The sequence below is a fragment of the Actinokineospora fastidiosa genome (genome assembly GCF_014648415.1).
GTDB lineage: Bacteria > Actinomycetota > Actinomycetes > Mycobacteriales > Pseudonocardiaceae > Actinokineospora > Actinokineospora fastidiosa.
On record NZ_BMRB01000001.1, the window covers coordinates 1,184,563 to 1,209,597 of the forward strand.

Consider the following 25,035-nt stretch of genomic DNA (forward strand, 5'->3'; position numbering starts at 1 on the left):
GACGTTCCGTGCGAACCGCTGTTGATGAGACCGCCAAGGCCGAGCTCGCCCGCCTGGTGACCGAGCTGGCCGTCGTGCACGGCCGCGTGACCCTCGCCTCGGGCCGGGAGGCCGACTACTACGTCGACCTGCGCCGGGCCACCCTGCACCACGCCGCGGCCCCGCTGATCGGGCGGCTCATGCGCGGGCTGACCGCCGACTGGGACTACGTGGCCGTCGGCGGGCTGACCCTCGGCGCGGACCCCGTCGCCCTGGCGATGATGCACGCGGCGGCCCACGCCGGTGAGGTGCTGGACGCCTTCGTCGTGCGCAAGGAGACCAAGGCGCACGGGATGCAGCGGCGCGTCGAGGGCATCGAGGTAGCCGGGCAGCGGGTGCTCGCCGTCGAGGACACGTCCACCACCGGGGGCAGCGTGCTCACCGCGGTGGACGCGCTCGTCGAGGCCGGGGCGACCGTCGTCGGGGTGGCGACGGTGGTGAACCGGGGCGAGACGGCGCGGCGGGCGGTCGAGGAGCGCGGGCTGCCGTGGCGCTCGCTGCTGGACCTCACCGATCTCGGACTTCCTGACCAGGGCTGATCGGAGCCGAATCGGACACTTCCCCGGTACCGTGAGGTGACCGGGGAGGTGGTCGCCGATGGCGGGGGTGTTTGCCGCAGCGACGGTCGTGGTGCATTTCATCGCGCTGGGCTATATCGGGCTGGGCGGGTTCCTGGCGTGGCGGTGGCCGCGCACGATCTACGTCCACGTGTTCTTCGCGGCGTGGGGCGTGCTGGTCAACGTCACGTCCATCCCGTGCCCGCTGACGGAGCTGGAGAACCACTTCCGGCGGCAGCAGGGGTTGGGGGACCTGCCGGGCGGGTTCAACGAGCACTACATCTACGGTGAGCTGTTCCCGAGGGAGCTGCTGCCCGCGGTGGGCGTGCTGGCCGTGGTGCTGCTGGTCGTGTCGTATGTCGGCGTGTGGACGCGCAGGCGTGGGGGTGTGCGGGTGTGAGCGAGGGGCCCACCGAGTGGGTGTTCGGCGAGCCCGTCGGCGTGGGTCCGTGGCCCGGTGAGTGGCCGACCGGGGCGCACTACGACCCGGACCTGCTGGCCGAGGGCGACCGCCGCAACGTCGTCGACGCCTACCGGTACTGGCGGCGCGAGGCGGTGGTCGCCGACCTCGACCGGCGCCGCCACGGCTTCCACGTGGCCATCGAGAACTTCCAGCACGACCACAACATCGGGACCGTGGTCCGCACCGCCAACGCCTTCGCGGCCTGCGCCGTGCACATCGTCGGGCGCAAGCGCTGGAACCGCAGGGGGGCGATGGTGACCGACCGGTACCAGCATGTGACGCACCACGCGGAGGTGTCCTCGCTGGTGTCGTTCGCCCGGTCGTCGGGGCTGGCGGTGGTCGGCGTCGACAACACGCCCGGCTCGGTGCGCCTGGAGACCGCCGACCTGCCCAGGGAGTGCGTGCTGGTGTTCGGCCAGGAGGGGCCGGGGCTGACCGAGGAGACCCGCGCCGCCGCCGACCTGCTGGTCTCCATCGCCCAGTTCGGCTCGACCCGCTCCATCAACGCGGGCGTCGCCGCTGGCATCGTCATGCACGCCTGGATCCGCGCCCACGCCGACCTGGACACGGCATGGTGACCCGCCCCCCGACCCGCGCCGACGACCTGGTCCGCGCCATCGAGTTCGACCCGGTCACCGTCCAGCGGCTGGTCGCCGACGCCCAGCCGCACCTGGCCCCCTGGATGGCGTGGGCGGCCGGTGAGTACACAGTGGAGTCGGCCAGCTCGTTCCTGCTGGACGCCGCCACCGGCTGGGCAGCGGGCACGTCGTTCTGCTACCTGATCGCCCCCGGCGGCGTCCCCATCGGCGCCTGCGGCCTCGAACGCCGCATCGGCCCCCGCGGCCTGGAGATCGGCTACTGGCTGCACCCCGCCCACACCGGCAAGGGCCGCGCCACCGCCACCCTCCTGACCCTCGCCAGAACCCTCGACGACATCGACCACGTCGAAATCCACCACGACGCCGCCAACCACGCCAGCGGCGCCATCCCCCGCCGCCTCGGCTTCACCCTGGTGGAAACCGCCGAACCCCGCCCCATCACCGCCCCAGCCGAGACCGGCGTCGGCATGATCTGGCGCATCGGGCTTTAGTGATCGGAAGAAGCCGCTTTCCAGGCGACAAAACTGTCACTGGCTATTGTGGTTAACAGTTCAACCTTCAACTGCGATGGAGTCTGTATGGCCCCATGAATCTGCAGGAAGGGATCCATCATGTTCGTCGCACGATCGCTGGCTGTCGTCTCGTTCGCAGCACTCGCCCTGGTCAGCGCTGGGTGCGCAGAAGGCGGCAGCCCTGTGCCCGCGGCGGGCAGCGGCTCGCACCTGGACCTTCCCGAGACGACCACCACCACGACCACGACACCGACGACGACCAAGCCAGCCACCAGTGAGCGGGGCAATGTGCCGAAGAAGCTCGGTGAGGAGGCCGGTGTGACCAACGAGGACGGGGCCACCATGTTGACTTTCACCCTCGACAGCATCGACAAATCCGGCCGCTGCACCGGTGAATTCGCCGAGAAGCCCGAGAACGGCCACTTCCTCATTCTGCACTTGCGGGTGACCACGGCGGCCGAGTTCGATGAGATGGTAGCGGCCGGGATGTTCAACCCGTACGACTTCGCTGTGGTCGGACCGGACGGGGTGACCGAAACCAACCTGTCCACTGTGGCCACCTACTCCTGCCTCAACGAATCCGCGCCGCTGGCGCTGGCCCCTGGGTCCAAGTACAGGTTCTCCATCGTGCTCGATTCTCGTAGCACCAAGGGTGTTCTCACGTACCGGCCGGGGTTCATGGCTTCGGGCTGGGAATGGCCGCTATAGCGGCGTCAGCGCCTGGCGCTCGCGCCTACGCCCGGGTGACCTCCACCGGGATGCCGTTCAGCACCGCTGTTCCCGATGGGGCGTCGATCAGGAGTTCGTCGGCGAGGATGTTGGAGTTCACGCCCGGGTGTTCGGCGGCGACCGTCGTGTGGGTGTCGGGGTGGGTGTGGCCCCAGCCGTGGGGGATGCTGACCACGCCGGGGCGGATGGCGTCGGTGATTTCGATGGGGACGGTCACCTTGCCGGTTCGGGAGCGGACCACGCAGGGGTCGCCGGGGGTGAGGCCGAGGCGCTCGGCGTCGGTCGGGTTGAGTTGGGCCGTGCAACGGTTGGCGCCGCCCATCAGCGGGGCGATGTTGTGCATCCACGAGTTGTTCGAGCGCAGCTGCCGTCGTCCGATGAGGACCATCGGGGGGACCGGCGCGGTGAGTTCGGCCAGCAGGCGGGGGACGTCTGCGGTCAGGGCGGGCGGGGCCAGTTCGATCCGGCCGCTCTCGGTCGCCAGCACCTCGGGGACGCGCGGCTTCAGCGGGCCGAAGTCGATGCCGTGCGGGTGGGCCCGCAGGTCCGCCAGCCGCACGTCATAAGGACCCGCCCTCAGCATCATGTCCACCAGGCGGGCCGGGCCCCGGCCCTCGGCCACCGGGACGCCGAAGCGGGACGCGACCTGGGCCGCCACGACGTCGTCCAGCGCGTCCACATCGGACATCCCCACCACCGCCCCGGTCATGCGCAGCAACGTCTCCCACTCCTGGGGCAGCGGCGTCTCCAGCACGGCGTCGCTCCAGTTCGCCACGTTGCGGACCGCGAACTGGTACAGGGCGATGTCGTAGTGCGGGCGCTCCAGCGGCGACGTCCCCGGCAGGATCACATCCGCGTGCCGGGTCGTCTCGTTCACGTAGATGTCCAGCGACACCATGAAGTCCAGCCCGCGCAGCGCCTCCGCCAGCCGGTCGGCGTTCGGGGTGCTCACGCACGGATTGCCGGACAGCGTGACCAGCGCGCGCACGCCGCCCGCCTCGATCTCGTCGGCGAGGGTGGCCGCCGGGAGTTCGCCCATCACCTCGGGCAGCCCGCGCACCCGGCTGTGCCAGCGGCCGTGCCGGAACGGCCTGCGGCCGCGCCCCGCGTTCGCCTGGCCCGCCGCGGCGAGCGGGAACATCGCGCCGCCGGGACGGTCCAGGTTGCCGGTCAGCACGTTGAGGACGTCGACCAGCCAGCTCGCCAGCGAGCCGAACCGCTGGGCCGTGGTGCCGATCCGGCCGTACACCGCCGCGGTCGGGGCCGCCGCCAGGTCGGCCGCCAGCCCGCGGATCGCCTCGGCCGACAACCCCGTCGCGGGCGCGACGGCCTCCGGGCTGAACGGGACCGCCAGCGCCCGCACCGCGTCAACCCCGGCCACGTGCGGCGCCAACGCGCCCAGCTTCACCAGATCTTCGGCGAACAGCACATGCACCAGAGCGAACAGCAGCAGCGCGTCCGTCCCCGGCCGGATCGCCAGGTGCTGGTCCGCCGACTCCGCCGTCCGCGACCGCATGGGGTCCACGACCACGACCCGCCCGCCCCGCGCCCGGATCGCCCGGAGCCGCCCCCGGGTGTCGGGGGAGGTCATCAGGCTCCCGTTGGACACCAGCGGGTTGGCGCCGAGCAGCAGCAGGAAGTCCGTCCGGTCGAGGTCGGGCACCGGCACGCTCATCGGGTCGCCGAACAGGTAGCCAGCGGCGAACTGCTTGGGCGCCTGGTCCACCGAGCTCGCCGAGTACACGTTCTTCGTGTCCAACGCCTTGATCAACGCTCGCGCGTACAGCGACGTCGACAGGTTGTGCACGCCCGGGTTGCCGAGGTACACCGCCGCCGCGTCACCCCTCGGCAGCCGGGCCGCGATCTCGGCGAACGCCTCGTCCCACGCCACCTCGACGAACCGCCCGCCCCGCTTCACCAGCGGCGCGCGCACCCGGTCGGGATCGCCGTGCAGCGACCCGATCGACGCGCCCTTCGGGCACAGGTAGCCCCGGGAGAAGACGTCCAGCGCGTCGCCGCGCACCGACGTCACCGCGCCGTCGTCGACGGTGACCGACAGGCCGCAGGTCGCCTCGCACAGCGGGCACGTGACGTGGTGGGTCGGCATTGATCCAGCCTGGCACGATCGGGCCCCCGCGCGGCATCCGGAACGATCCAGTGGCCACCATGGGAGGCATGACCCGGGGCGCGCGACGCACGGAGGGCGCGGCCGAGCGCTCGCCGGGGCTGTGGGCCGCCCGCGCCGGGGTCGCCGAGCGGGCGATCCGCGGCCGCCACCTCCGCCGCCTGTGGGGCCTGCCCGGCACCCGGCTCGGCGTGGTCCGCAGGCCCGCCCGCCTCGCCGACCGGCTCTTCGCGCGCTGGCACTACTGGTGGCAGGCGCACCTGCTCGACTGCCTGATCGACGCCCACGAGCGCGCCCCGGCCGCCGAGCGCGTCGAGGTGATCGGCAGGCTCATCCGCGGGGTGCACCTGCGCAACCTCCGGCAGTGGACCAACGACTACTACGACGACATCGCCTGGCTCGGCCTCGCCCTGCACCGCGCCCGCGACCTCGTCGACACCCGGCCCGCGCTCGCCGAGATCACCGCGCGGCTGCGCGATGGCTGGACCGAGCACGGCGGCGGCGGGATCTGGTGGCGGCGCGGGGACACCTTCAAGAACGTCCCCGCCAACGGCCCCGCCGCGATCCTGCTCGCCCGCGCCCGGGTCGAGCGGGCCGACCGGCAGCGCGCCCGCGCCATGGCCGAGTGGATGGAGCGGTCCCTGCGCGACCCCGGCACCGGGCTGATGTGGGACGGCCTGCACGTCGCCGAGGACGGCGGCGTCCGCGACGTCGTCACCACGACCTACACCTACTGCCAGGGCGTGTACCTGGGCGCCTGCGTCGAGTTGGCCGGGCACGAGCCCGCCGGGCCGTGGGTCGGGCGGGCCGCGCGGACCGTGCGCGCCGTCGAGGCAGGCCTAGCGCCCGACGGCGTGCTGCGCGGGCACGACGGCGGCGACGGCGGCCTGTTCACCGGCATCCTCACCCGCTACCTCGCCGACGCCGCGATCCGGCTGCCCGCCGCCGAGGGCGAGACCGCCGCCCGGCTGGTGACGGCCAGCGCGGAGGCGCTGTGGGACAACCGGGGCGCGCTGCCCGGCGGCCCGCTGTTCGGACCGGAGTTCGCCCGCCCCGCCGACCTCGCGGGCGGCCCCGAGCACGACCTGTCCGTGCAGCTGTCGGGCTGGATGGCGCTGGAGGCCGCCGCCCGGCTGGAGGGCCGTGCCAGCATGGCGGGGTGAGCGTTCTGGTGGTGACCGGCGGGAGCCGGGGAATCGGGGCCGCGGTCTGCCGCCGCGCGCCCCACGACGTGGTCGTCAACTACACCGAGGACCGGGCCGCGGCCGAGGCCGTGGTCGCCGAGGTCGAGGCCTCCGGCAGGCGCGCGCTGGCCGTGCGGGCCGACGTGTCCGCCGAGGACGACGTCGCCGCGCTGTTCGACGCGGCGGCCGAACTCGGCCCGCTGACCGGGCTGGTCGCCAACGCGGGCGTGACCGGCGGCCGGGGCCGGGTGGACGAGGTGCCCGCCGCCGCGATGCGCGCGGTGCTCGACGTCAACGTGCTGGGCACCTTCCTGTGCCTGCAGGCCGCCGTGCGGCGGATGTCCACACGGCACGGTGGCGCGGGCGGATCGATCGTCGCCGTCTCCAGCACCGCGGCCAAGCGCGGGTCACCCGGCGAGTGGGCGCACTACGCCGCGTCGAAGGCGGCGATCGAGACGCTGGCCTACGGGCTGGCCCTGGAGGTCGCCACCGAGGGCGTCCGGGTCAACACCGTCGCGCCCGGCACCGTCCACACCGGCCTGCACGCGGCCGCCGGCGACCCGGACCGGCCCGCGCGCCTGGCCGCGACCCGCATCCCGATGGGCCGGGCGGGCGAGCCGGACGAGATCGCCGCGGCCGTGCTCTGGCTGCTCGGGCCGGAAGCGTCCTTTGTGACCGGCGCCGTGCTGCCGGTGTCAGGCGGTTTCTAGCCGGAAGTACGCCGTCAGGGTGGTCAGGTCGTCGCTGTGGGCGATGTCGTAGTGCTCGGTGATGGCCTCGACCATGCCCAGGCCGTGGCCGCGCAGCGTGCCCAGGCCGGTCTCCGGGTCGCGCCAGCGCCCGTCGTCGGTGACGGTGGCGACGACGCGCGCCGGGTGGATCGTCGCGGTGACCGTGATCGACGTCGGCGCGTGCGCCACGGCCTCCGCGGTGGCCTCGGTGACGGCCAGCACGATGTCGCAGGCGGACAGTTCGGCGACGCCGTGATCGATCAGCCACCGGGTGAGCGCGCGACGGGCCGTGTCGGCGGCGTCGGCGGTGATCGTCAAGGCCAGGGTCGGCAGGTCCTGTCCGGTCATGGCGGACACCGGCGCTCCCATCCGGGCCCGCTCCCGCGGCGGGCCCGAAGGGAGCGTCGTGGGAGCGGCGCGGGGTGTTACCGGATCACTCCAGGGGCTCCAGCTGCCACAGGTCCGCCTGCTCGGTGGTGCTCTGGACGGTCTGCACGGTGTGCACCGCCGCGTTGTCGCCGACGGGGACCACGCTGAGCGCCAGGCGCTCGGGCGCGGAGAGGATGGTGAAGTCACCGGCCTCGGTCTGCTCCACCGTCCAGAACTGGCTCGGGTCGCCGCACTCGCCGAGGGTGCCGTCGTGCGCGACGCAGTCCAGGACATGGCGGATGAGCAGCGCGGGCTCGTCCGCGCCCGCCGGGACGACGTCCCAGGTGGTCGCGTTGCCGCCGCAGTCGGCCAGTTCCACCTTGTCCGCGCCGATGGCGAGGCACTGGCCGGTGAGCACGGAGATGATGGTGTAGCGGTCGGCGGGCACGTCCGCGGCCGCCACCGCGGGGAACGCGACGAGCGCCGCGACCGCGCCGGTGATGGTTTTCATGGACCCTGCCTACTGGGCGGCGGCGGTCGGTGCCCGGGCGAGATCGGGCGAATCACCCGTCCGCGTGACAGCCGCAGGAGCCGCGGTGGACCAGCGTCGGGGGCAGCAGCACCGTCTCCGGCTCGCGCTCCGGGTCGGCGATGCGGGCGAGCAGCAGCCGCACCGCGGTGCGGCCGATCTCGTCGACCGGGTGGGCCATGGTCGTGATGCCGGGCTCGACGAGCTCGGCCCACTCGACCTCGTCGTGGCCCGCGATGGCGAAGTCGTGGCCGATGCGCATGCCGTGGGCGCGGGCCTCCCGGTACGCGCCGCCGGTCATCGCGCCGTTGCCGGTGATCACCGCCGTCGGGCGCTCGGGCACGGTCAGCAGGCGTCGCAGCGCGAGCACGCCGTCCTCGTGCGTCGCCCCGCCGCCCGCGACGAGGTTGGAGTCCCACCGCAGCCCGGCGCGGCCCAGGCCCAGGCGGTAGCCGAGCGTGCGCTCCTCGCTCGCGCCCACCCAGTCCACGCCGCTGATGAAGCCGATGCGGCGGTGCCCCGCGCCCGCAAGGTGCGACACCAGCGCCGAGGTCGACTGGATGTTCTCCGGTCCGACCTGGTCGAGCTTGACCCGGTGGGAGACCCGGTCGACCAGCACGGCGGGGATGTTGCTGCGGGCGAGGGCGTCGAGGGTCGCGGTGTCGCCGGGGACGGGGGTCAGCAGCACGCCGTCCACCCGCCGCGCCTGCAGCCTGCGCACGGCGTCGCGCTCGCCGTCGGAGGTGTCGAGGGTGTCGCCGATCAGCACGGTGTAGCCAGCGGCCGTCGCCTCGGCCTCGATGGCGTGGATCAGCTGGGCCAGGTGCGGGTTGGCCAGCAGCGACATCGCCACGCCGATGGACTTGGTGCCGCCGGTGACCAGCGACCGGGCGATGGCGTTGCCGGTGTAGCCGGTGGACTCGATGGCGGCCAGGACCCGGACCCTGGTCGACTCGGCGACCGCTCTCGTCTCGTTGACCACGTGCGAGACGGTGCTGATCGACACCCCGGCGATCCGGGCGACATCCTGCATGGTGGCCACGGCGTGTAATCCTGCTTCCGTTCGCTGCAAACGCTTGCGGACCATACCCCGCCGAGAGTGAGGACCATGGGACCGACCTTCCCCGACCTGGTCGCCCGCGCGTCCGCCCTGACCGACCGGCGCCGCCTGCTCGGCGTCTGCGGCCCGCCGGGCGCGGGCAAGTCGACCCTGGCCGCCCGGCTGGCCGAGGCGCTGGGCGAGCGGGCCGCGCTGGTCGGGATGGACGGCTTCCACCTCGCCCAGCGGGTGCTCGACCGGCTCGGCGCCGCCGAGGTCAAGGGCGCCCCCCACACCTTCGACGCCGACGGCTACGCCGATCTGCTGGCCAGGCTAAAGGCGCGCACCGACAAGATCGTCTACGCCCCGGAGTTCCGCAGGGAGATCGAGGAACCGGTCGCCTGCGCGGTGCCGGTGCCCAGGGACGTGCCGCTGGTGATCACCGAGGGCAACTACCTGCTGCACTGGCCGCGCGTGCGGGCGCTGCTCGACGAGGTCTGGTACGTCGACGTGCCCGACGACGTGCGCCGGGAGCGGCTGTGGCGGCGGCACATGGCCTACGGCCGCACGTCGCTGGAGGCGTGGGAGCGCACGATGGGCTCCGACGAGCGGAACGCGGTCCTGATCGCCGCGGGCCGCGAGCACGCCGACCTCGTGGTCACTCCGTGATGGAGATGGTGTCGACGGGCTTGCGCATCTCCTGGCGGTACTTCCAGATCCCCCACACCGTGCCGCCGACGAAGAACGCGACGCTGCCGATCACCGCGGCCGTCTGCAGCCACGGGACGCGGTCGAGCAGGCCCGCTGCGTAGTAGCCGAGCAGGACAAGCGTCGGCACCCACGCCACCGCGCCGACGGTCGTGGCCAAGGCGAACTTGCGCGCGTCCATCTTCGCCGCGCCCGCGATCAGCGGGGCGAGCGTGCGCACCCAGGGCAGCCAGCGGGCGAGCACGATCGCCAGGAAGCCGCGCCGGTCGAGGAAGTCCCGCGCCTTGGCCAGGTTGGCCGCGTTGAGCACGCGCCCGCCCTTGCGCGTGATGATCGCGTGGCCCGTCTTGGCCCCGATGAGGTAGCCGAGCTGGTTGGCCCCCACCGCGGTCACCGTCGCCGCGATGGACAGCGCCCACGCCTGCCCCTCGGCAGCGTGCTGGGCGAGCACGACCCCGGCCGCGAACAGCAGCGAGTCGCCGGGGAGGAACAGCCCGAAGATGAAGGCGCACTCGACGAACACGAAACCCAGCACGATGGCCCACACCAACAGGGGCCCCGCCGAGTCGAGCACGCCGGTCGCGAGGGTCACGGCCGTAGGGTACGTGTCGCTCACCCGGTCGGGTCTCCCGTCGAGCGCAATTCACCAGCCTTTGTCCCCGGGTTACCGGGCAACACCACCGTCCCCGCGTCGAGATCGACCCCCAGCGGCGGCGGCCCGCCCTGCGCGTCCTCCTCGCGCATCATCGACATGGAGTCGCGGTGGTCGAGCTCCATGCGCTTGGTGCCGTAGAACATGGCCGTGAACTCGTTGACGTAGGTGGCCGTGATCGGGGTGCCCGCCCGCCCGCGCCGTTTCTGCCTGCGCAGCTCGAAGACGCCGAAGGCGACCATGAGCAGCGTGCCGCCGGGCACGGCCCAGGTGAGGACGGTCTCCACCATGACCACTCAACGGTCCCGTCCCGGGCGCGGTTCCGGCGCGGGAACCTGAGAGCGCGCTGAGACGTTGAGCGGCCGTGGCGATTCACGCGAGCGGCCTCGGAGTCCGCTTCGGCGACCGGTGGCTGTTCCGGGGCCTCGACCTCGCCGTCGAGGCAGGCGAGTGCCTGGCGGTGACCGGGGACAACGGGTCGGGGAAGTCGACCCTCCTGCACTGCCTCTACGGCGTCCAGGACCTCACCGAGGGCGTCGTCACCGTCGCCGGGCGCAGGCCCGATGAGCGGGACCGGGAGTTCCGCCGGGCCGTCTCCGTCGTGCTCGACGACTCCGCCCTCTTCGAGGAGTACACGCCCGAGCAGCACCTCCAGCTGCTCGGCCTCGCCGACACCACCGCGCTCCCGGACATCCCCGCCGTCGAGATGTCGGCGGGACAGCGCAGGCGGCTGCTGCTGACCGGGGCGCTGCGCCGCGAGCACAGCGTGCTCCTGCTCGACGAGCCCGAGCGCGCGCTCGACGCGACCGCGCGGGCATGGCTCGCCGACGTCATCGCCGAGGCCAAGGCGTCCGCCGCCGTGGTGATCGCCAGCCACAACGGGCCGCTGGTCGAGCGGGTGGCCGACCGGGTGGTCGAGCTGTGAGCGGGCTGGCCGTCTTCATCGGCGCCGGACTGCTCACCCTGCCCTTCTACCGGGCCGAGCTGCTGCACGAGCGGTTCGTCGGGGCGCACGCCGTGCCCGCGAACGCGCTGACCGCCGTGGTCCTCCTCGCCGTCGCCGTCGCCGTCGTGTCGTTGCTGCGGCGGGACTTCGTCCGCCTGCACCCGGCGCGCCTCACCTGGGACGACACCGGCGACCGCGACCGGATCGTGCACCGGGCGATGGTCCGCGCCTGGGCGCTGCGGTTCGGGATCGTCGCCTACCTCTTCGTCGCGGCGGGGTTCGTGCTCGGGTGGTCGGGCTGGCCAGCGCTGCTGGCCACGACCGTCGCCGCCGCCCTGTACGCCTACGCCGCCGCCCGCCGGGCCCGCAGGGGCGAGCACGCCGTGCCGTTCGGGCTCGCGGCGGCGGGCGCGGCGTTCGTGCCGTCGACCTGGCTGTGGATCATCGCCGGGGTGCTGCTGGCCGCCACGGCCGCGGTGTGGGGTCCGCCCCCGCGGCCGGGGCGCCGGGAGTTGGTGCGCGGCCATCTGGCGCATGTCGCCCGCGCCGTCGCCGCCTCCTTCGGGGACGTCCTCTCGGTGCTGCCGCGGCCCAGGCCGACCCGGGGCAGGCTCGGCACCACGCTCCGGTTCGTCGTCACCGGCATCGCCGCGCGCCGCGGGATGGTCGCCGCCGCCGTGCTGCTCGCCCTGGCGGCCCCGGTCCTGCACGCGGTGTTCCCCGTCGTCGCCCCGGTCTGGTGGGCGGGGCTGGGCGCGTACTTCGCCGTGCTGCCGTTCGCGGGCGGGCTGGCCGAGGTCAGCACCGTCGCCGGGCTCCGGCGCTGGCTGCCCCAGTCCGACACCGAGCTGTGGCTGACCGCGGTCGTCGTGCTCATGGTGGTGGCCGGGCTCTGGCTGGCCGCCGCCGCGCTCGCCGGACTGCCCGCCGCCCCCGCCGCCATCCCCGTCGCGGCGGTGGCCGTCGCCCGCACGGTCAGCAGGCCCGATCTTGACTACTCGCCCGGCCCCACCGCCGACCTCGGCGGCGTCGCCATGCCGGTCAACCTGGTCCGCCAACTCGTCCGCGGCCCGTTCCTGCTGGTCATGGGCCTGGCGGCACTCAGCTGACCCGGTTGAGGAACGCGGTCAGGTTGGCCGTGGTCCGCTCGATCTTCTCCGCCAGCGTCAGCGACTCCCGCAGCCGCGCGCCCGGCCCGGCGTCCTTCTTCCCGCGCAGGTAGAGCGAGCACGCGAGATCGGCGCAGATGTAGATGCCCACGGAGTTGCCCAGCTGCCCCTCGCGCCCGGACTTGCGGGCGGTCATCAGCGAGACGCCGTCCCCGGGATGGGTGGTCAGGCACAGCGAGCACATATTGCGCCGCGGCTGACCGGCCTCCGAGGACGCCAGCCGCAGCGCCACGCCCGTGGGGCCGTCGTCGGACTCGGCGACCAGGTAGGCCCGCTGCGGTGACGCGGGGTCACGCCAGCCGAGGAAGTCCAGGTCGTCCCACGGCCGGGCGGCGAGGTCCGCGGGCAGGGACAGGCGCTTGGCCTCGCCCTTGGTGCAGTTGACGAAGGACGCGCGGATCTCACGCTCTGTCAGGGGGCCCATGCGCCCGAAGCTACGCCCGGCCCCGCGCGCGGAACAATCGGTTTATCCGGGCTGGCTGCGTTGCCGGACCTCGTCGCGGGCATCCTCGACGCGCGGCTCGGCGGGCTTCTCAGTGTGCTTCTCACTGGGCTTCTCGTCAGCCGCCGCCATGGCCGCCGCCTGCGCGGGGCTGTGCATCCGCAGCGGGATCTCCTTGATGAACAGCGACACCACGAACGCCAGCGCCATCACGGCCGCGCCGACCAGGAAGACCAGCTGGATCGACTCGGTGAAGCCCTCCTGGAACGGGCGCGCCAGCCGAGGGTCCACCGCCAGCAGGAACGACGAGTCGTCCAGCACGCCGCCGTGGCCGCCGGTGCTGAGGGCGTCGAACACGGGTGCGTTCGCCGGGTCCGCCCGCACGGCCGGGTCGGCGAGGGCCGCCTGGAACGCCGGGTCCGCCGCGGCCGAGCGGAACGCCCGGCCGATGTTGTCCGCGACCGTGCTGAACAGCAGCGACAGGAACACCGCCACGCCCAGGGTCCCGCCCAGCTGCCGGAAGAACGTCACCGAGGCCGTTGCCACGCCCATGTCGCCGAACGGCACGGAGTTCTGCGCCGCGACGGTCAGCGTCTGCATGCAGTTGCCCAGGCCCAGGCCGAAGACCGCCATGTAGACCAGCGGCTGCCAGATCGGGGTGTCCACGCCGACGGTCCAGAACAGCAGCAGCGCGACGACCGTCAGCGCGGTGCCGATGATCGGGAACAGCTTGTAGTGCCCGGTCTTCGCGGTCAGCCTGCCCGAGGTGATCGACGCCGTCATGATGCCGAGCATCATCGGCAGCATCATCAGACCGGCGTCGGTCGGGCTGTAGCCGCGCACGATCTGCAGGTACTGCGGGATCATCGAGATCCCGCCGAACATGCCCACGCCCAGGATCGCGCCCGCGACGATCGTCATGGCGAAGGTCGAGGTGCCGAACAGCCGCAGCGGGATCAGCGCCTCGTCGCCCATCCGGCGTTCCACCAGCAGGAACGCGATCAGGCCGACGACGCCCAGCACGTAGCAGACGATCGCCACCGGGGAGCCCCAGCCCCACGCGCGGCCCTGCTCGGCGACCAGCAGCAGCGGCACCACGGACAGCGCCAGGAACGCCGCTCCCCAGTAGTCGATGCGGTGCTTGCGCCGCGAGTGCGGCACGTTGAGCACCTTCGCCACCACGATCAGCGCGGCCGCGCCGATCGGCACGTTCACCAGGAACACCCAGCGCCATCCGGTGATGCCCAGGATCTCGTCCTGACCGGCGAAGAACCCGCCGATCACCGGGCCGAGGACGCTGGAGGTGCCGAACACGGCCAGGAAGTAGCCCTGGTACTTGGGCCGCTGCCGGGGCGGGACGAGGTCGGCGATGATCGTCAGGGCCAGCGACATGAGCCCGCCTGCGCCGAGGCCCTGCAGCGCCCGCGCGGCGGCGAGCTGGGCCATCGAGTCCACGACCGTGCAGGCCAGCGAGCCGATGACGAACACGCTGATCGCGGTGGTGAACCACGGCTTGCGCCCGTAGATGTCCGACAGCTTGCCGTACAGCGGCGTGGAGATCGTGGCGGTGATCAGGTACGCCGTCGTGGCCCAGGCCTGCATGCTCAGGCCCTGCAGGTCGTCGGCGATGGTGCGGATCGCCGTGCCGACGATGGTCTGGTCGAGCGCGGCCAGGAACATGCCCAGCATCAGCCCGGACATGACGACCAGGATCTGCCGGTGCGTGGGCCCGGCCACGGACCCGGGCTGGGTCATGCGTCCCTCAGATTCGGTTGGTTGGGCTCAGCAACTACTTGCCGTCCAGCCTTCCGGGATCGGTCCCTGATCGCAAGTTCATGCGGCGGCCGCCACGGTCAACGCGGCACGCACGAACTCGCCGACGTGGCCGATGGCCAGCCTGCCCTCCGGGATCAGCGCGTGGAAGGCCGGGAACACGTGCACCTGGCCCGGCCAGACCTGCAACTCGCAGTGCCCGCCCGCGGCGCGCAGCAGCGCGGCCATCCGCTCGGAGTCGCCCAGCAGGCACTCGGTGTCCCCGACCTGGATCAACATCGGCGGCCAGCGCCGCTTGCTGCCCCGGAAGACCGACAGCCTCGGGTGCGTCAGCGGATGCGGCCCCGCGTACTGCGCGGCGACCTCGCGGGCGCGCGCGGGCGGGATGTAGGGGTCGCGGCACAGCGCGTCGCGCTCATCGAGGCCCGCGCAGGTCAGGTCGAGGAACGGGGAGAACAGCACGGCAGCGCCGGGCATCGGGGCCCGCGCGCGGGTCAGGTCGCCGAGCAGCCCGGCGGCGAGGTGCCCGCCTGCCGAGTCGCCCATGACCACGATCCGGTCCGCGCGGTGGCCCTGGTCGCGCAGCCAGTGGTACGCGGCGAGGACGTCGTCCGCCGCTGCGGGGAACGGGTGCTCGGGCGCCTTGCGGTAGGACAGCAGCAGCACCGGCAGGCCGGTGGCGACGGAGATCATTGCCGCCAGGCGCCGGTGGGTGCGCAGCGAGCCGAGCACGAACCCGCCGCCGTGCAGGTACAGCACGGCGCCGTCCGCGGCGTCGGCGTTCGGCGCGGTGACCCACAGCCCGGTGACCTCGCCGTACCCGTGCGACTCGGAGACCGCGCGCACCCGGGTCCCGCGCGGCAGCGGCGTGACCCCGGTGGCGTCGAAGGCCTCCCTGACCAGCGCCAGGCCCGCGCCGCGCAGGCGGATGCGATCGCCCAGCGGGCGGATCCCGGTCAGCAGGAGCCGCGCCAGTGCCCTGGCCTGCGCGCTGGGCGTCGACGGCACGTCGACCACGGGCCACCTCCCCGACGGCCGAGTCGACGGTGACGACGGCCACATAACCACTGTAGGACAATCAGCCGTCACGGGCCGAGTCACGAATTGCGCAGCGGGCGTTACCGTGGCCCGGTGGACCTGCTGTCGACCCTGCGCGCGGCCGTCGGCGCCGACGCCGTGCTGACCGATCCCGACGTCACCGCTGCGTACCGGCGGGACATGATGCCGCTCGCCCCGTACGGCGAGCCGCTGGCCGTCGTGCTGCCGACGAGCACAGAACAGGTCCAGGCGGTCGTGCGCGCGTGCGCCGAGCACCGGACGCCGATCGTGCCCAGGGGCGCGGGCAGCGGCCTCTCCGGGGCGGCCAACGCCATCGACGGCTGCGTCGTCCTCGCGCTCACCAGGATGAACCGCATCCTGGAGATCGACCCGGACAACCGGCTCGCCGTCGTCGAGCCCGGCGTGGTCAACCTCGACCTGCGCGACGCCGTGGAGAAGCACGGGCTGTTCTATCCGCCCGACCCGTCCTCCTACGACTGGTGCACGATCGGCGGCAACGTCTCCACCAACGCGGGCGGGCTGTGCTGCGTCAAGTACGGCGTCACCACCGACGCGATCCTCGGCCTCGAGGTCGTCCTGGCCGACGGCGAGCTGCTCAGGACCGGCAGGCGCACGGTCAAGGGCGTCGCGGGCTACGACCTGACCAAGCTGTTCATCGGCAGCGAGGGCACGCTCGGCGTGGTCACCCAGGCCACCCTGGCGCTGCGCCCGCTCCCGCAGGCGCCGGGCACCACGGTCGCGGCGTTCCCGTCGATCGTCGCCGCGGGCGCCGCGGTGTCCCGGATCGTGCGCGAGGGCATCGTGCCGTCGCTGATGGAGATCATGGACGCGGCCTCGATCGAGGCCGTCGAGGCGCACCTGAACACCGAGGTGGGCGCTGGCCGGGGCAGCGCGGCGCTGCTGATCTGCCAGTCCGACTCCGGCCGCGAGGCCGCCCGCCGCGAACTGGCCGCCATCGAGCAGGTGTGCGCCGACAGCGGCGCGGACCTCGTGCACACCACCTTCGACCTCGCCGAGGGCCGGATGCTGCTCACCGCGCGCCGGGCGGTCCTGATGGCGCTGGAGGTCTACGGCGCCTGGATGACCGACGACGTCTGCGTGCCGCGCACCCGCATTGCCGAGCTCATCGCCGGGTGCGAGCTGATCAGCGCCGAGGTGGGCCTGCGCATCGCCGTCGTCGGGCACGCGGGCGACGGCAACATGCACCCCACGATCGTCTACGACCCCACGTCCGCCGACGAGTTCGCCCGCGCGCAGCGGGCCTTCGACGACATCCTCGCGCTGGGCCTGAGCCTCGGCGGCACGGTGACCGGCGAGCACGGCATCGGCAAGGTCAAGCGGGAGTGGCTGGCCAACGAGATCGGCCCGGTGGGGCTGCGCACCCACCGGGCCATCAAAGCCGCTCTCGACCCGGGGAACCTCTTCAACCCGGGATCGATGTTCAGTCCTGCACCAGCTGCTTCTTCTCCCGACGCGCCTTGAGCACCTCGATGATGATCGGCAGCACGGACAGGAAGACGATCAGCAGGATCATCAGTTCCAGGTTCTCGTTGACGAACGGGATCTTGCCGAGCGCCGCGCCCAGCAGCGTCACGCCCGTCGCCCACAGCACCGCGCCGATGGCGGAGTAGACGAAGAAGGTCCGCTTGTTCATCCGGCCCACGCCCGCGATGGCGGTGATGAACGTCCGCACGATCGGCACGAACCGGGCCAGCACGATCGCCCGCGCGCCGTACTTCTCGAAGAACGCGTGCGTCTTGTCGACGTGTTCCTGCTTGAAGAAGCGCGAGTCCGGCTTGTTGAACAACGCCGGTCCGGCCTTCTCCCCGATCCAGTAGCCGACGACGTTGCCCGCGAACGCGCAGACCGTCAGCAGCACGCAGATCACCCACAGCGGCGCCGGGATCACGCCGGTCACCGCGAACATGCCCGCGGTGAACAGCAGCGAGTCGCCGGGGAGGAAGAAGCCGATCAGCAGGCCGCACTCGGCGAAGATGATCAGGCAGAGCCCGGGCAGGAGGAAGGGGCCCAAGCCGGTCAGGATGTTCACCGGGTCCAGCCACTCGGGCAGCAAGGCGAGGTTCACCCCCGACAAGGTACAGGTGGGGCCTGTGTCACCAGTGCACTAGGCAGAACGGGTGACCGGCGGGGTCGGCGTAGACGCGGAACCGGTCGCCGCCGCCGTCGAGCCGGGTCGCGCCCAGCGCCAGCGCCAGCTCGCCCGCCCGCGCCAGGTCGTCGACCCGGACGTCGATGTGCATCTGGGCGGACTCCGACGGCCACCCGGGCGGACGCCAGTCCGCCACGCGCTGGAAGGCGACACCGGGACGGTCGGGGGCGTCGCCGATGACCACGAAGTCGGGGCCGTCCTGGACCCGGATCATGCCCAGCAGCTCCTCGTAGAACTCCGCGAGGGCGCGCGGGTCGGGGCAGTCGACGACCAGGCCGTGCCACTTTCCGATCATGGGAGGCATCCTGACAGCGGGGGCGGACAGTTTCCGGCCGTAGGCTCAGACCAGCGTCAACAGGCCCACGACCGCGCCTGCGGCCAGGCCGAGCAGCAGGGCGACGGCCAGCACCCACAGCGCGGGCGTGGACTCCGGGGGCAGCCGCTCGGTGACCTCGACCGGGCGCGGGAACAGGTCGGTGCCCGAGAGCAGCGCGGGCTCGGGCTGGTGCGCCACGGGGGCCTGCGCGGCCTGCGCCCGCAGCGCCTCGGCGAGCAGCCGCTCGGGGTCGTCGGTCACGTCGGCGACGGTAGCACCGGTGACGCCGCTCACCCCGGGAACGATCCGGCGGGCCCGCGCGTTGAGTCGGCAGGAAGCTTGAGTGGAGGCGACTCAACTACCCAGGCTGATGCCGGTAGACTCAACTTCGCTACAGCAACCCAGTGAATGCATGGAGGAAACCAATGGCGCGAGCGGTCGGCATCGACCTGGGGACGACCAACTCCGTCGTCGCCGTCCTCGAGGGCGGTGAACCGACGGTTATCGCCAACTCGGAGGGCTCCCGGACCACCCCGTCGATCGTGGCCTTCGCCAAGAACGGGGAGGTGCTGGTCGGCCAGCCCGCCAAGAACCAGGCGGTCACGAACGTCGACCGGACCATCCGTTCGGTGAAGCGGCACATCGGCACCGACTGGAAGACCGAGATCGACGGCAAGCCCTACACCGCGCAGGAGATCAGCGCCCGCGTGCTGATGAAGCTCAAGCGCGACGCCGAGGCCTACCTCGGTGAGACGATCACCGACGCGGTCATCACCGTGCCCGCCTACTTCGAGGACGCCCAGCGGCAGGCCACCAAGGAGGCCGGGCAGATCGCGGGCCTCAACGTGCTGCGGATCGTGAACGAGCCGACCGCGGCGGCGCTGGCCTACGGCCTGGACAAGGGCGCCAAGGAGCAGACCATCCTGGTCTTCGACCTCGGCGGCGGCACCTTCGACGTCTCGCTGCTGGAGATCGGCGACGGCGTCGTCGAGGTCCGCGCGACCTCCGGCGACAACCACCTCGGCGGCGACGACTGGGACCAGCGCATCGTCGACTGGCTGGTCGAGAAGTTCCGCCAGAGCAGCGGCATCGACCTGACCAAGGACAAGATGGCCCTGCAGCGCATCCGCGAGGCCGCCGAGAAGGCCAAGATCGAGCTGTCCAGCTCGAACAGCGCGGGCATCAACCTGCCCTACATCACCGTCGACGCGGACAAGAACCCGCTGTTCCTCGACGAGACGCTCTCCCGCGCCGAGTTCCAGCGGATCACCTCCGACCTGCTGGACCGCACCCGGGCGCCGTTCAACAACGTCATCAAGGACGCGGGCATCTCCGTCGGCGACATCGACCACGTGGTGCTGGTCGGCGGCTCGACCCGCATGCCCGCCGTCGCCGAGCTCGTCAAGGAGCTGACCGGCGGCCGCGAGCCGAACAAGGGCGTGAACCCCGACGAGGTCGTCGCGGTCGGCGCCGCGCTGCAGGCCGGCGTGCTCAAGGGCGAGGTCAAGGACGTCCTGCTGCTCGACGTGACCCCGCTGTCGCTGGGCATCGAGACCAAGGGCGGGGTGTTCACCAAGCTCATCGAGCGCAACACCACGATCCCGACCAAGCGCTCGGAGATCTTCTCCACCGCCGACGACAACCAGACCACGGTCGGCATCCAGGTCTACCAGGGCGAGCGCGAGTTCGCCCAGGACAACAAGAAGCTCGGCACCTTCGACCTGACCGGGCTGCCCCCGGCCCCGCGCGGCGTGCCGCAGATCGAGGTCACCTTCGACATCGACGCCAACGGCATCGTGCACGTCTCCGCAAAGGACATGGGCACCGGCAAGGTCCAGTCGATGACCATCACCGGCGGCTCCGCGCTGCCGAAGGAGGACATCGACCGGATGGTCCGCGACGCCGAGGCGCACGCGGAGGAGGACAAGAAGCGCCGCGAGGAGGCCGAGGTCCGCAACCAGGCCGAGTCGCTGGTCTACCAGACCGAGAAGTTCGTCAAGGACAACGACGACAAGATCCCGGCCGACGCCAAGGAGAAGGTCCAGGCCGCGATCAAGGAGGCCAACGACGCCCTGGCGGGCACGGACATCGCCGCCATCAAGGCCGCGATGGAGAAGCTGGCCACCGAGTCGCAGACGATGGGTTCGGCGCTGTACGCCAACACCCAGGCCCAGGGCGGCGAGAGCGCCGACGCGGGCCAGGCCAAGGCCGACGACGACGTCGTCGACGCCGAGATCGTGGACGAGGACAAGAAGTGAGCGATAACCACGACGAGCACGGCGGCGAGGAGCCCCGGGTCGTGGTGCGCGATCGCCGCCGGATCGACCCGGAGACCGGGCAGGTCCGTCCGGCAGCGGCCGACGCGGACGCCGCGTCGGCCGCGGACCCCGGCGAGGGCGCGATCGAGGGCACCATCGAGTTCCCGCCCGAGGCTGAGACCCCCGACGCGGACAGCGCGGGCTTCGACCCGGCCGCCGAGCTGAAGACGCAGCTGGACGAGCGCACGGCCGATCTGCAGCGGTTGCAGGCCGAGTACGCCAACTACCGCAAGCGGGTCGACCGCGACCGCGAGGTGGTGGTCGCGGGCGCGAAGGCGCAGGTGGTCATCGAGCTGCTCGGCGTGCTCGACGACATCGAGCGCGCCGACGCGCACGGCGACCTGACCGGCGCGTTCAAGGCGGTGGCCGACAAGCTGTCGGCGACGCTGCAGCGCGCGGGCCTGGAGCCGTTCGGGCACGAGGGCGAGCCGTTCGACCCGGCGGTGCACGAGGCCGTCCAGCACGCGACCTCGCCGGACGTCGACGGGCCGACGGTCACCGGCGTGCTGCGCCGGGGCTACCGCTTCGGCGACCGGGTGGTGCGCGCGGCCATGGTCGCCGTCACCGACGCCGAGGCGGGCTCCGCGCCCGCTGGCGAATTCACCGAAGGCTGAACGGAAGGAGGGGGCGTCCGGTGAGCGCCAGGGACTGGATCGACAAGGACTTCTACCGCGAACTGGGCGTCTCCTCCGACGCCAGTGACGCCGACATCAAGAAGGCGTACCGCAAGCTCGCCCGCGAGCTGCACCCGGACGCCAACCCGGGCAACACCGACGCCGAGGCCCGCTTCAAGGCGGTGTCCGAGGCGTACGGGGTGGTCGGCGACCCGGAGAAGCGCAAGCAGTACGACGAGGCCCGCAGCCTCTTCGGCGGCGGGTTCCGCCCGGGCGGCTTCGGCGGCGCGGGCGGCAACTTCGACTTCTCCGACATCTTCAGCCAGCAGCAGGGGTCGGCGGGCGGCGGCTTCGGCGGCCTCGGCGACCTCTTCGGCAACCTGTTCAGCAGGCGCGGCGGCGGGCCCAGCAGGCCCAGGCGCGGCGCGGACGTGGAGACCGAGGTGCGCATCGACTTCGTCGAGGCGGTCCGCGGCGCCACCGTCCCGCTGCGGCTGACCAGCCCCGCCACCTGCGAGACCTGCCACGGCTCCGGCGCGCGGCCGGGTAGCACGCCCCAGGTGTGCGCCACCTGCGGCGGCGCGGGCCTGGTGAACCGCAGCCAGGGCGCGTTCGCCTTCAGCGAGCCGTGCCGGGACTGCCGGGGCAAGGGCACCGTGGTCACCGACCCGTGCCCGGACTGCGGCGGCGAGGGCGTGGCCACCCGGACCCGCCCGCTGACCGTCCGCATCCCGGCCGGGGTGGAGGACGAGCAGCGCATCCGGCTGGCGGGCCAGGGCGAGCCCGGCCAGCACGGCGCCCAGGCGGGCGACCTGTACGTGCGCGTGCACGTCACCCCGCACCCGGTCTTCGGCCGCAACGGCGACGACCTGACGCTGAAGGTCCCGGTGACCTTCCCGGAACTGGCGCTGGGCACCACGCTGACCGTGCCGACCCTGGACTCCACCGTGAGCCTGCGGGTCGCGCCCGGCACCACGTCCGGCCGCGTGCTCCGCGTGCGCGGCAAGGGCGTCGCCCGGCGCGACGGCCGTGTCGGTGATCTCCTCGTCACCCTCCAGGTCGCCGTCCCGGCCACACTGGACGACGACGCCCGCGCCGCCCTCGAGGCCTACGCGGCGGCGACGGCCGACCACGACCCCCGACCGGACCTCACCGCACTGGTGGAGAAGGCGAGGTAGCCCGTGAACCCCCTGCCCCCCGGAACCGACGAGGACACCCCGTTCTTCGTCATCTCGGTGGCCGCCCAGCTCTCCGGCCTGCACGCCCAGACGCTGCGCAGCTACGACCGCCAGGGCCTGGTGTCCCCCGGCCGCACCCCCGGCGGCGGCCGCCGCTACTCCCTGCGCGACATCGCCCTGCTGCGCGAGGTCCAGCGCCTCTCCCAGGAGGAGGGCGTCAACCTGGCGGGCATCAAGCGCATCATCGACCTGGAGAACGAGGTCGACCGCCTCCAGGGCGTCGTGCAGGCCCTGACGGAGGAACTGGCCGCGGTGCGCGCGGCGGCCGAACAGGCCGCGGCCGCCATCCACCGCTCCTACCGCCACGACCTGGTCCCCGTCCGCCAACAGACCGCCCTCGTCGTCTGGCGCCCGGAGCGGAAGCGCTAGCCGCACCCCCGGAAGCGGCGACGCGCTTAACAAGAACCCAACATCATCTGCAACCGCGAGGGGCTGAGGGCTGTCGGCGCAGCGGCGCCCCGGCGATGAGCGGCCGGGGCGTCGCGTCCGTCCGCGATCTGCCGCGCGCTTGCGCGCCGATGACGGTCCGCGCGGGTTGTCGAGCGGGAGTCGGGCCCGCTGATCCCGTCGACTTAGGACAGACGAACCGGTCGCGCCTCGTCGGGTGAACGCCTTGCTCGTCCTCGCGGGCGGCGCCAGCCGGGTCAGTCGAGGGTGAACGGGTCGTAGACGATGCGGTCGAGGGGGGTGCCTGCGATGAGCATGCGGGAGACCGTCGCGCGGATCATCGGGGGGGAGCCCGCGATCAGCACCTCGCGGTCGTCCCACGCGCCGTAGCCGGTCACCACGTCGGCGAGGGTGCCGTGTTCCAGGCCGGGGACCCACTCCTCGCACACGCCGACGACGCTCAGCCACGGGTTGGCGGCGGCGATGTCCTGCAGCAGCGGCAGGTCGTAGAGGTCTTCGGGGGTGCGCCCGCCGACGAACAGGTGCACGGCCGGGTTCTCGCCCCACCGCGCCAGGTCCTCGACGATGGCGCGCATCGGCGCGACGCCGGTGCCGCCCGCCACCATCAGCACGTCCGAGTCGGCCGTGCGGTCGACGGCGATGCGGCCCATCGGCGGGCCGATGCGCCACTGGTCGCCCTCGGCGGCGTGGGCGACGAGCGCGCGGCTCACCCAGCCGCCCTCGACCCCGCGCACGTGGAACTCGATGACGCCGTCCTCGCGCGGGGCGTTGGCCGGGGTCAGGTACCGCCACAGCCGGGGGCGCTGCGGGACCTCGACGCTGACGTACTGCCCCGGCAGGTAGGGGATCGGCCGCTCCGGGCGCACCCACACCCTGGCCAGGTCCCACGCCAGGCGCTGGTGGTCGACGACCTCGGCGCGCCAGACCGCGGGGCCGGTGTCCGCGGCCGCCGCGTCGATCATCACCCGGGCGATGATCGTGTACGCCTCGGCCCACGCCCGCTCGATGTCGTCGGTCCAGTGCGGGCCCGCGTACTTCTTCACCGCGGCGATCAGCGCCATGCCGACGGCCTCGAAGTGGTCGGTGGCGACCCCGAACTTGCGGTGGTCGCGGCCGAGCTGGCGCAGGTACGGCACCAGGTCGTCCGGCCGGTCGACCAGCTGCACGACGTGCACCAGCGCGCGCAGCAGGCGGGAGCGCTGCACCTGCATGTTCGCCGGGAACATCTCCCGGGTCGCCGGCGCGATCGAGAACAGCATGGCGTAGAAGAACTGGCCGACCTGGTCGATGTGCGGCTCGACCACCGCGAAGCTCTCCCGCACGTGGCGCACCATCGTGACCACCGCGGTGGGGGACTCCGGGTGGCGCCGCAGGGACGGGATCGGGCTGAGCACGGGGTTGGCTGTCATGGTCGGGGTGCTGACTCCACCTCTCGGGCGCCTACCAGCGTGACACCACGCTACTCGAGCAATGATCCCCCGACGGTGTGGACAGTAGACCCATTCCGGGCCGCGCGCCCGTGGCCGCGCGGCGCCGATCCCGATCTCCCTCACCGATCGTCACGCGGTCAGCCGGGGCGCGGCGGCGTCCGGGTGAGCGGGCTCGCGGACGAGGGACGGGCATGACACCGTTTGCGCGTGTTCTCCGATCCTTCCCCAGCCGGAACCGCGCGCCCGAGCGGGGCGTCGCGGTGATGGTCGACGACGACCGGCTGCGGGCCGCGCAGGACCTGGAGCGGGAGCTGTCGAAACTCTTCGGCCGCGCCCGGAGCCTGTCGCTGACCCTGGCCGCCCGGGTGCACCCCGACCTGGACAGCGCCTCCTACGCCCTGCTGCTGCACCTCGGCGACACCGGACCGGTGCGCGCCGCCGAGGTCGTGGAGCGGACGGGGCTGGACAAGTCGACGGTCAGCAGGCAGATCGCCCGGCTGGTGGACCTGGAGCTGGCCGAGCGGGTGGCCGACCCGTCGGACGGGCGGGCGCGGCTGGTGCGGCTCACCGCGTCCGGGGCGGAGCGGCTGGCCAAGGTCCGCGCGGACCGCAGACGGCGGCTGCGCGAGCGGGTCGCGCAGTGGCCGACGGCCGACCTCCGCGAGTTCGCCCGGCTGCTGGCCAGGCTCAACAGCGATTTGTGAACGCCCGTGCCGGGTATGGCACCTGCCTGGCGGATACCTGGACCGCGGTTGTCCCCAGAGCTGTGGACAACTTCCTGGGATTTGTGGACAACCCGGATGAGCGTGTGGACAACCGGGTTGCGACATGTGGGTGAGGCGGTGGACAAACGCTCGCGGCGCACGTCACACCGGGCAGAATCAGGTTGAGCGGAACTGACTCAACTTTCCTGACG

The 25,035-nt window shown here is 72.6% G+C and carries 29 protein-coding genes; 16 read left to right on the plus strand and 13 right to left on the minus strand.

Going from position 1 to position 25,035, the window contains the following annotated elements; translation table 11 throughout:
* Positions 1–8 precede the first annotated feature (8 nt).
* The 5 genes from pyrE to IEY98_RS05635 all read left to right on the plus strand — a co-directional run bounded on the left by pyrE (position 9) and on the right by IEY98_RS05635 (position 2,878).
* On the plus strand, positions 9–578 hold the full coding sequence (gene pyrE, locus IEY98_RS05615; protein WP_189209168.1) for an orotate phosphoribosyltransferase: 570 nt from the start codon (positions 9–11) through the stop codon (positions 576–578).
* 58 nt (positions 579–636) lie between these two features.
* A complete protein-coding gene (locus tag IEY98_RS05620) occupies positions 637–996 on the plus strand; it encodes a DUF2784 domain-containing protein (protein WP_189209169.1) in 360 nt (119 codons plus the stop codon).
* Complete coding sequence (locus tag IEY98_RS05625) at positions 993–1,637, plus strand: TrmH family RNA methyltransferase (RefSeq protein WP_189209170.1); 645 nt, start codon at positions 993–995, stop codon at positions 1,635–1,637. Before IEY98_RS05620 ends, IEY98_RS05625 begins: the two co-directional genes overlap by 4 nt.
* Positions 1,631–2,149 (plus strand): GNAT family N-acetyltransferase, encoded by a 519-nt coding sequence (locus IEY98_RS05630; protein WP_189209171.1) that lies wholly within the window; start codon positions 1,631–1,633, stop codon positions 2,147–2,149. Before IEY98_RS05625 ends, IEY98_RS05630 begins: the two co-directional genes overlap by 7 nt.
* 120 nt (positions 2,150–2,269) lie before the next feature.
* Positions 2,270–2,878: a hypothetical protein gene (locus tag IEY98_RS05635; protein WP_189209172.1), complete on the plus strand. Its 609-nt coding sequence runs from the start codon at positions 2,270–2,272 to the stop codon at positions 2,876–2,878.
* 25 nt (positions 2,879–2,903) lie between these two features.
* Here the strand turns inward: IEY98_RS05635 and IEY98_RS05640 are convergent, their stop codons facing one another.
* Entirely contained in the window at positions 2,904–5,006 is a 2,103-nt protein-coding gene (locus IEY98_RS05640; protein WP_189209173.1) for a molybdopterin-dependent oxidoreductase, read from the minus strand.
* 68 nt (positions 5,007–5,074) lie between these two features.
* On the opposite strand from IEY98_RS05640, the gene IEY98_RS05645 reads away from it, so the two are divergent.
* The gene (locus tag IEY98_RS05645) at positions 5,075–6,187 is read left to right on the plus strand and encodes a glycoside hydrolase family 76 protein (RefSeq protein ID WP_189209174.1); all 1,113 of its coding nucleotides are present in this window, start codon (positions 5,075–5,077) and stop codon (positions 6,185–6,187) included.
* Positions 6,184–6,918: an SDR family oxidoreductase gene (locus tag IEY98_RS05650; RefSeq protein WP_189209175.1), complete on the plus strand. Its 735-nt coding sequence runs from the start codon at positions 6,184–6,186 to the stop codon at positions 6,916–6,918. Before IEY98_RS05645 ends, IEY98_RS05650 begins: the two co-directional genes overlap by 4 nt.
* Here IEY98_RS05650 and IEY98_RS05655 read toward each other — a convergent pair.
* The 3 genes from IEY98_RS05655 to IEY98_RS05665 form a co-directional block, all read right to left on the minus strand.
* On the minus strand, positions 6,904–7,287 hold the full coding sequence (locus IEY98_RS05655; protein ID WP_189209176.1) for an ATP-binding protein: 384 nt from the start codon (positions 7,285–7,287) through the stop codon (positions 6,904–6,906). The two genes, IEY98_RS05650 and IEY98_RS05655, sit on opposite strands and share 15 nt — an antisense overlap.
* Before the next feature lie 85 nt (positions 7,288–7,372).
* On the minus strand, positions 7,373–7,819 hold the full coding sequence (locus IEY98_RS05660) for an RICIN domain-containing protein (protein ID WP_189209177.1): 447 nt from the start codon (positions 7,817–7,819) through the stop codon (positions 7,373–7,375).
* A 52-nt stretch (positions 7,820–7,871) separates the two neighbouring features.
* Positions 7,872–8,870: a LacI family DNA-binding transcriptional regulator gene (locus IEY98_RS05665; RefSeq protein ID WP_189210075.1), complete on the minus strand. Its 999-nt coding sequence runs from the start codon at positions 8,868–8,870 to the stop codon at positions 7,872–7,874.
* Between the two features lie 75 nt (positions 8,871–8,945).
* Here IEY98_RS05665 and IEY98_RS05670 point away from each other — a divergent pair, with 75 nt between their 5' ends.
* Entirely contained in the window at positions 8,946–9,545 is a 600-nt protein-coding gene (locus IEY98_RS05670) for a nucleoside/nucleotide kinase family protein (protein WP_189209178.1), read from the plus strand.
* On the opposite strand, the gene IEY98_RS05675 is transcribed toward IEY98_RS05670, so the two are convergent.
* Positions 9,535–10,176, minus strand: coding sequence for a DedA family protein (locus IEY98_RS05675; RefSeq protein WP_189209179.1), 642 nt, complete (start codon positions 10,174–10,176; stop codon positions 9,535–9,537). The genes IEY98_RS05670 and IEY98_RS05675 overlap by 11 nt on opposite strands.
* Positions 10,177–10,196: 20 nt before the next feature.
* A complete protein-coding gene (locus IEY98_RS05680) occupies positions 10,197–10,526 on the minus strand; it encodes a DUF6191 domain-containing protein (RefSeq protein ID WP_189209180.1) in 330 nt (109 codons plus the stop codon).
* A 74-nt stretch (positions 10,527–10,600) separates the two neighbouring features.
* On the opposite strand from IEY98_RS05680, the gene IEY98_RS05685 reads away from it, so the two are divergent.
* Positions 10,601–11,161, plus strand: a complete 561-nt coding sequence (locus IEY98_RS05685) for an ABC transporter ATP-binding protein (protein WP_229786611.1) — start codon at positions 10,601–10,603, stop codon at positions 11,159–11,161.
* A complete protein-coding gene (locus tag IEY98_RS05690; RefSeq protein WP_189209181.1) occupies positions 11,158–12,291 on the plus strand; it encodes a hypothetical protein in 1,134 nt (377 codons plus the stop codon). The genes IEY98_RS05685 and IEY98_RS05690 overlap by 4 nt, the downstream gene beginning before the upstream one ends.
* Here the strand turns inward: IEY98_RS05690 and IEY98_RS05695 are convergent.
* From IEY98_RS05695 to IEY98_RS05705, 3 genes are all read right to left on the minus strand, one after another.
* Positions 12,284–12,775: an FBP domain-containing protein gene (locus tag IEY98_RS05695; RefSeq protein ID WP_189209182.1), complete on the minus strand. Its 492-nt coding sequence runs from the start codon at positions 12,773–12,775 to the stop codon at positions 12,284–12,286. The two genes, IEY98_RS05690 and IEY98_RS05695, sit on opposite strands and share 8 nt — an antisense overlap.
* 42 nt (positions 12,776–12,817) lie before the next feature.
* Complete coding sequence (locus IEY98_RS05700) at positions 12,818–14,548, minus strand: MDR family MFS transporter (protein ID WP_189209183.1); 1,731 nt, start codon at positions 14,546–14,548, stop codon at positions 12,818–12,820.
* Positions 14,549–14,626: 78 nt separating this feature from the next.
* A complete protein-coding gene (locus tag IEY98_RS05705; RefSeq protein WP_189209184.1) occupies positions 14,627–15,583 on the minus strand; it encodes an alpha/beta hydrolase in 957 nt (318 codons plus the stop codon).
* A 114-nt stretch (positions 15,584–15,697) separates the two neighbouring features.
* Between IEY98_RS05705 and IEY98_RS05710 the strand changes: the two genes are divergently transcribed.
* Positions 15,698–17,107 (plus strand): FAD-binding oxidoreductase, encoded by a 1,410-nt coding sequence (locus IEY98_RS05710; protein ID WP_189209185.1) that lies wholly within the window; start codon positions 15,698–15,700, stop codon positions 17,105–17,107.
* On the opposite strand, the gene IEY98_RS05715 is transcribed toward IEY98_RS05710, so the two are convergent.
* The 3 genes from IEY98_RS05715 to IEY98_RS05725 are packed head-to-tail and all read right to left on the minus strand — an operon-like array spanning position 17,067 to position 18,372.
* Entirely contained in the window at positions 17,067–17,711 is a 645-nt protein-coding gene (locus tag IEY98_RS05715; protein ID WP_189209186.1) for a DedA family protein, read from the minus strand. The genes IEY98_RS05710 and IEY98_RS05715 overlap by 41 nt on opposite strands.
* A 28-nt stretch (positions 17,712–17,739) precedes the next feature.
* Positions 17,740–18,090: a VOC family protein gene (locus IEY98_RS05720; protein ID WP_189209187.1), complete on the minus strand. Its 351-nt coding sequence runs from the start codon at positions 18,088–18,090 to the stop codon at positions 17,740–17,742.
* Positions 18,091–18,135: 45 nt separating this feature from the next.
* Entirely contained in the window at positions 18,136–18,372 is a 237-nt protein-coding gene (locus IEY98_RS05725; RefSeq protein WP_189209188.1) for a hypothetical protein, read from the minus strand.
* A gap of 164 nt (positions 18,373–18,536) precedes the next feature.
* On the opposite strand from IEY98_RS05725, the gene dnaK reads away from it, so the two are divergent.
* The 4 genes from dnaK to IEY98_RS05745 are packed head-to-tail and all read left to right on the plus strand — an operon-like array spanning position 18,537 to position 22,650.
* Positions 18,537–20,369 carry a molecular chaperone DnaK gene (gene dnaK / locus IEY98_RS05730; protein ID WP_189209189.1) on the plus strand — a complete coding sequence of 611 codons (1,833 nt, stop codon included), beginning with the start codon at positions 18,537–18,539 and terminating at the stop codon, positions 20,367–20,369.
* On the plus strand, positions 20,366–21,043 hold the full coding sequence (grpE, locus tag IEY98_RS05735; RefSeq protein ID WP_189209190.1) for a nucleotide exchange factor GrpE: 678 nt from the start codon (positions 20,366–20,368) through the stop codon (positions 21,041–21,043). The genes dnaK and grpE overlap by 4 nt, the downstream gene beginning before the upstream one ends.
* Positions 21,044–21,063: 20 nt before the next feature.
* On the plus strand, positions 21,064–22,221 hold the full coding sequence (gene dnaJ, locus IEY98_RS05740; RefSeq protein WP_189209191.1) for a molecular chaperone DnaJ: 1,158 nt from the start codon (positions 21,064–21,066) through the stop codon (positions 22,219–22,221).
* A 3-nt stretch (positions 22,222–22,224) separates the two neighbouring features.
* The gene (locus IEY98_RS05745) at positions 22,225–22,650 is read left to right on the plus strand and encodes a heat shock protein transcriptional repressor HspR (protein WP_189209192.1); all 426 of its coding nucleotides are present in this window, start codon (positions 22,225–22,227) and stop codon (positions 22,648–22,650) included.
* Between the two features lie 275 nt (positions 22,651–22,925).
* Here the strand turns inward: IEY98_RS05745 and IEY98_RS05750 are convergent, their stop codons facing one another.
* Positions 22,926–24,098 carry a globin domain-containing protein gene (locus tag IEY98_RS05750; protein WP_373292328.1) on the minus strand — a complete coding sequence of 391 codons (1,173 nt, stop codon included), beginning with the start codon at positions 24,096–24,098 and terminating at the stop codon, positions 22,926–22,928.
* 212 nt (positions 24,099–24,310) lie between these two features.
* Here IEY98_RS05750 and IEY98_RS05755 point away from each other — a divergent pair, with 212 nt between their 5' ends.
* Entirely contained in the window at positions 24,311–24,823 is a 513-nt protein-coding gene (locus IEY98_RS05755; protein ID WP_229786612.1) for a MarR family winged helix-turn-helix transcriptional regulator, read from the plus strand.
* Positions 24,824–25,035 lie beyond the last annotated feature (212 nt).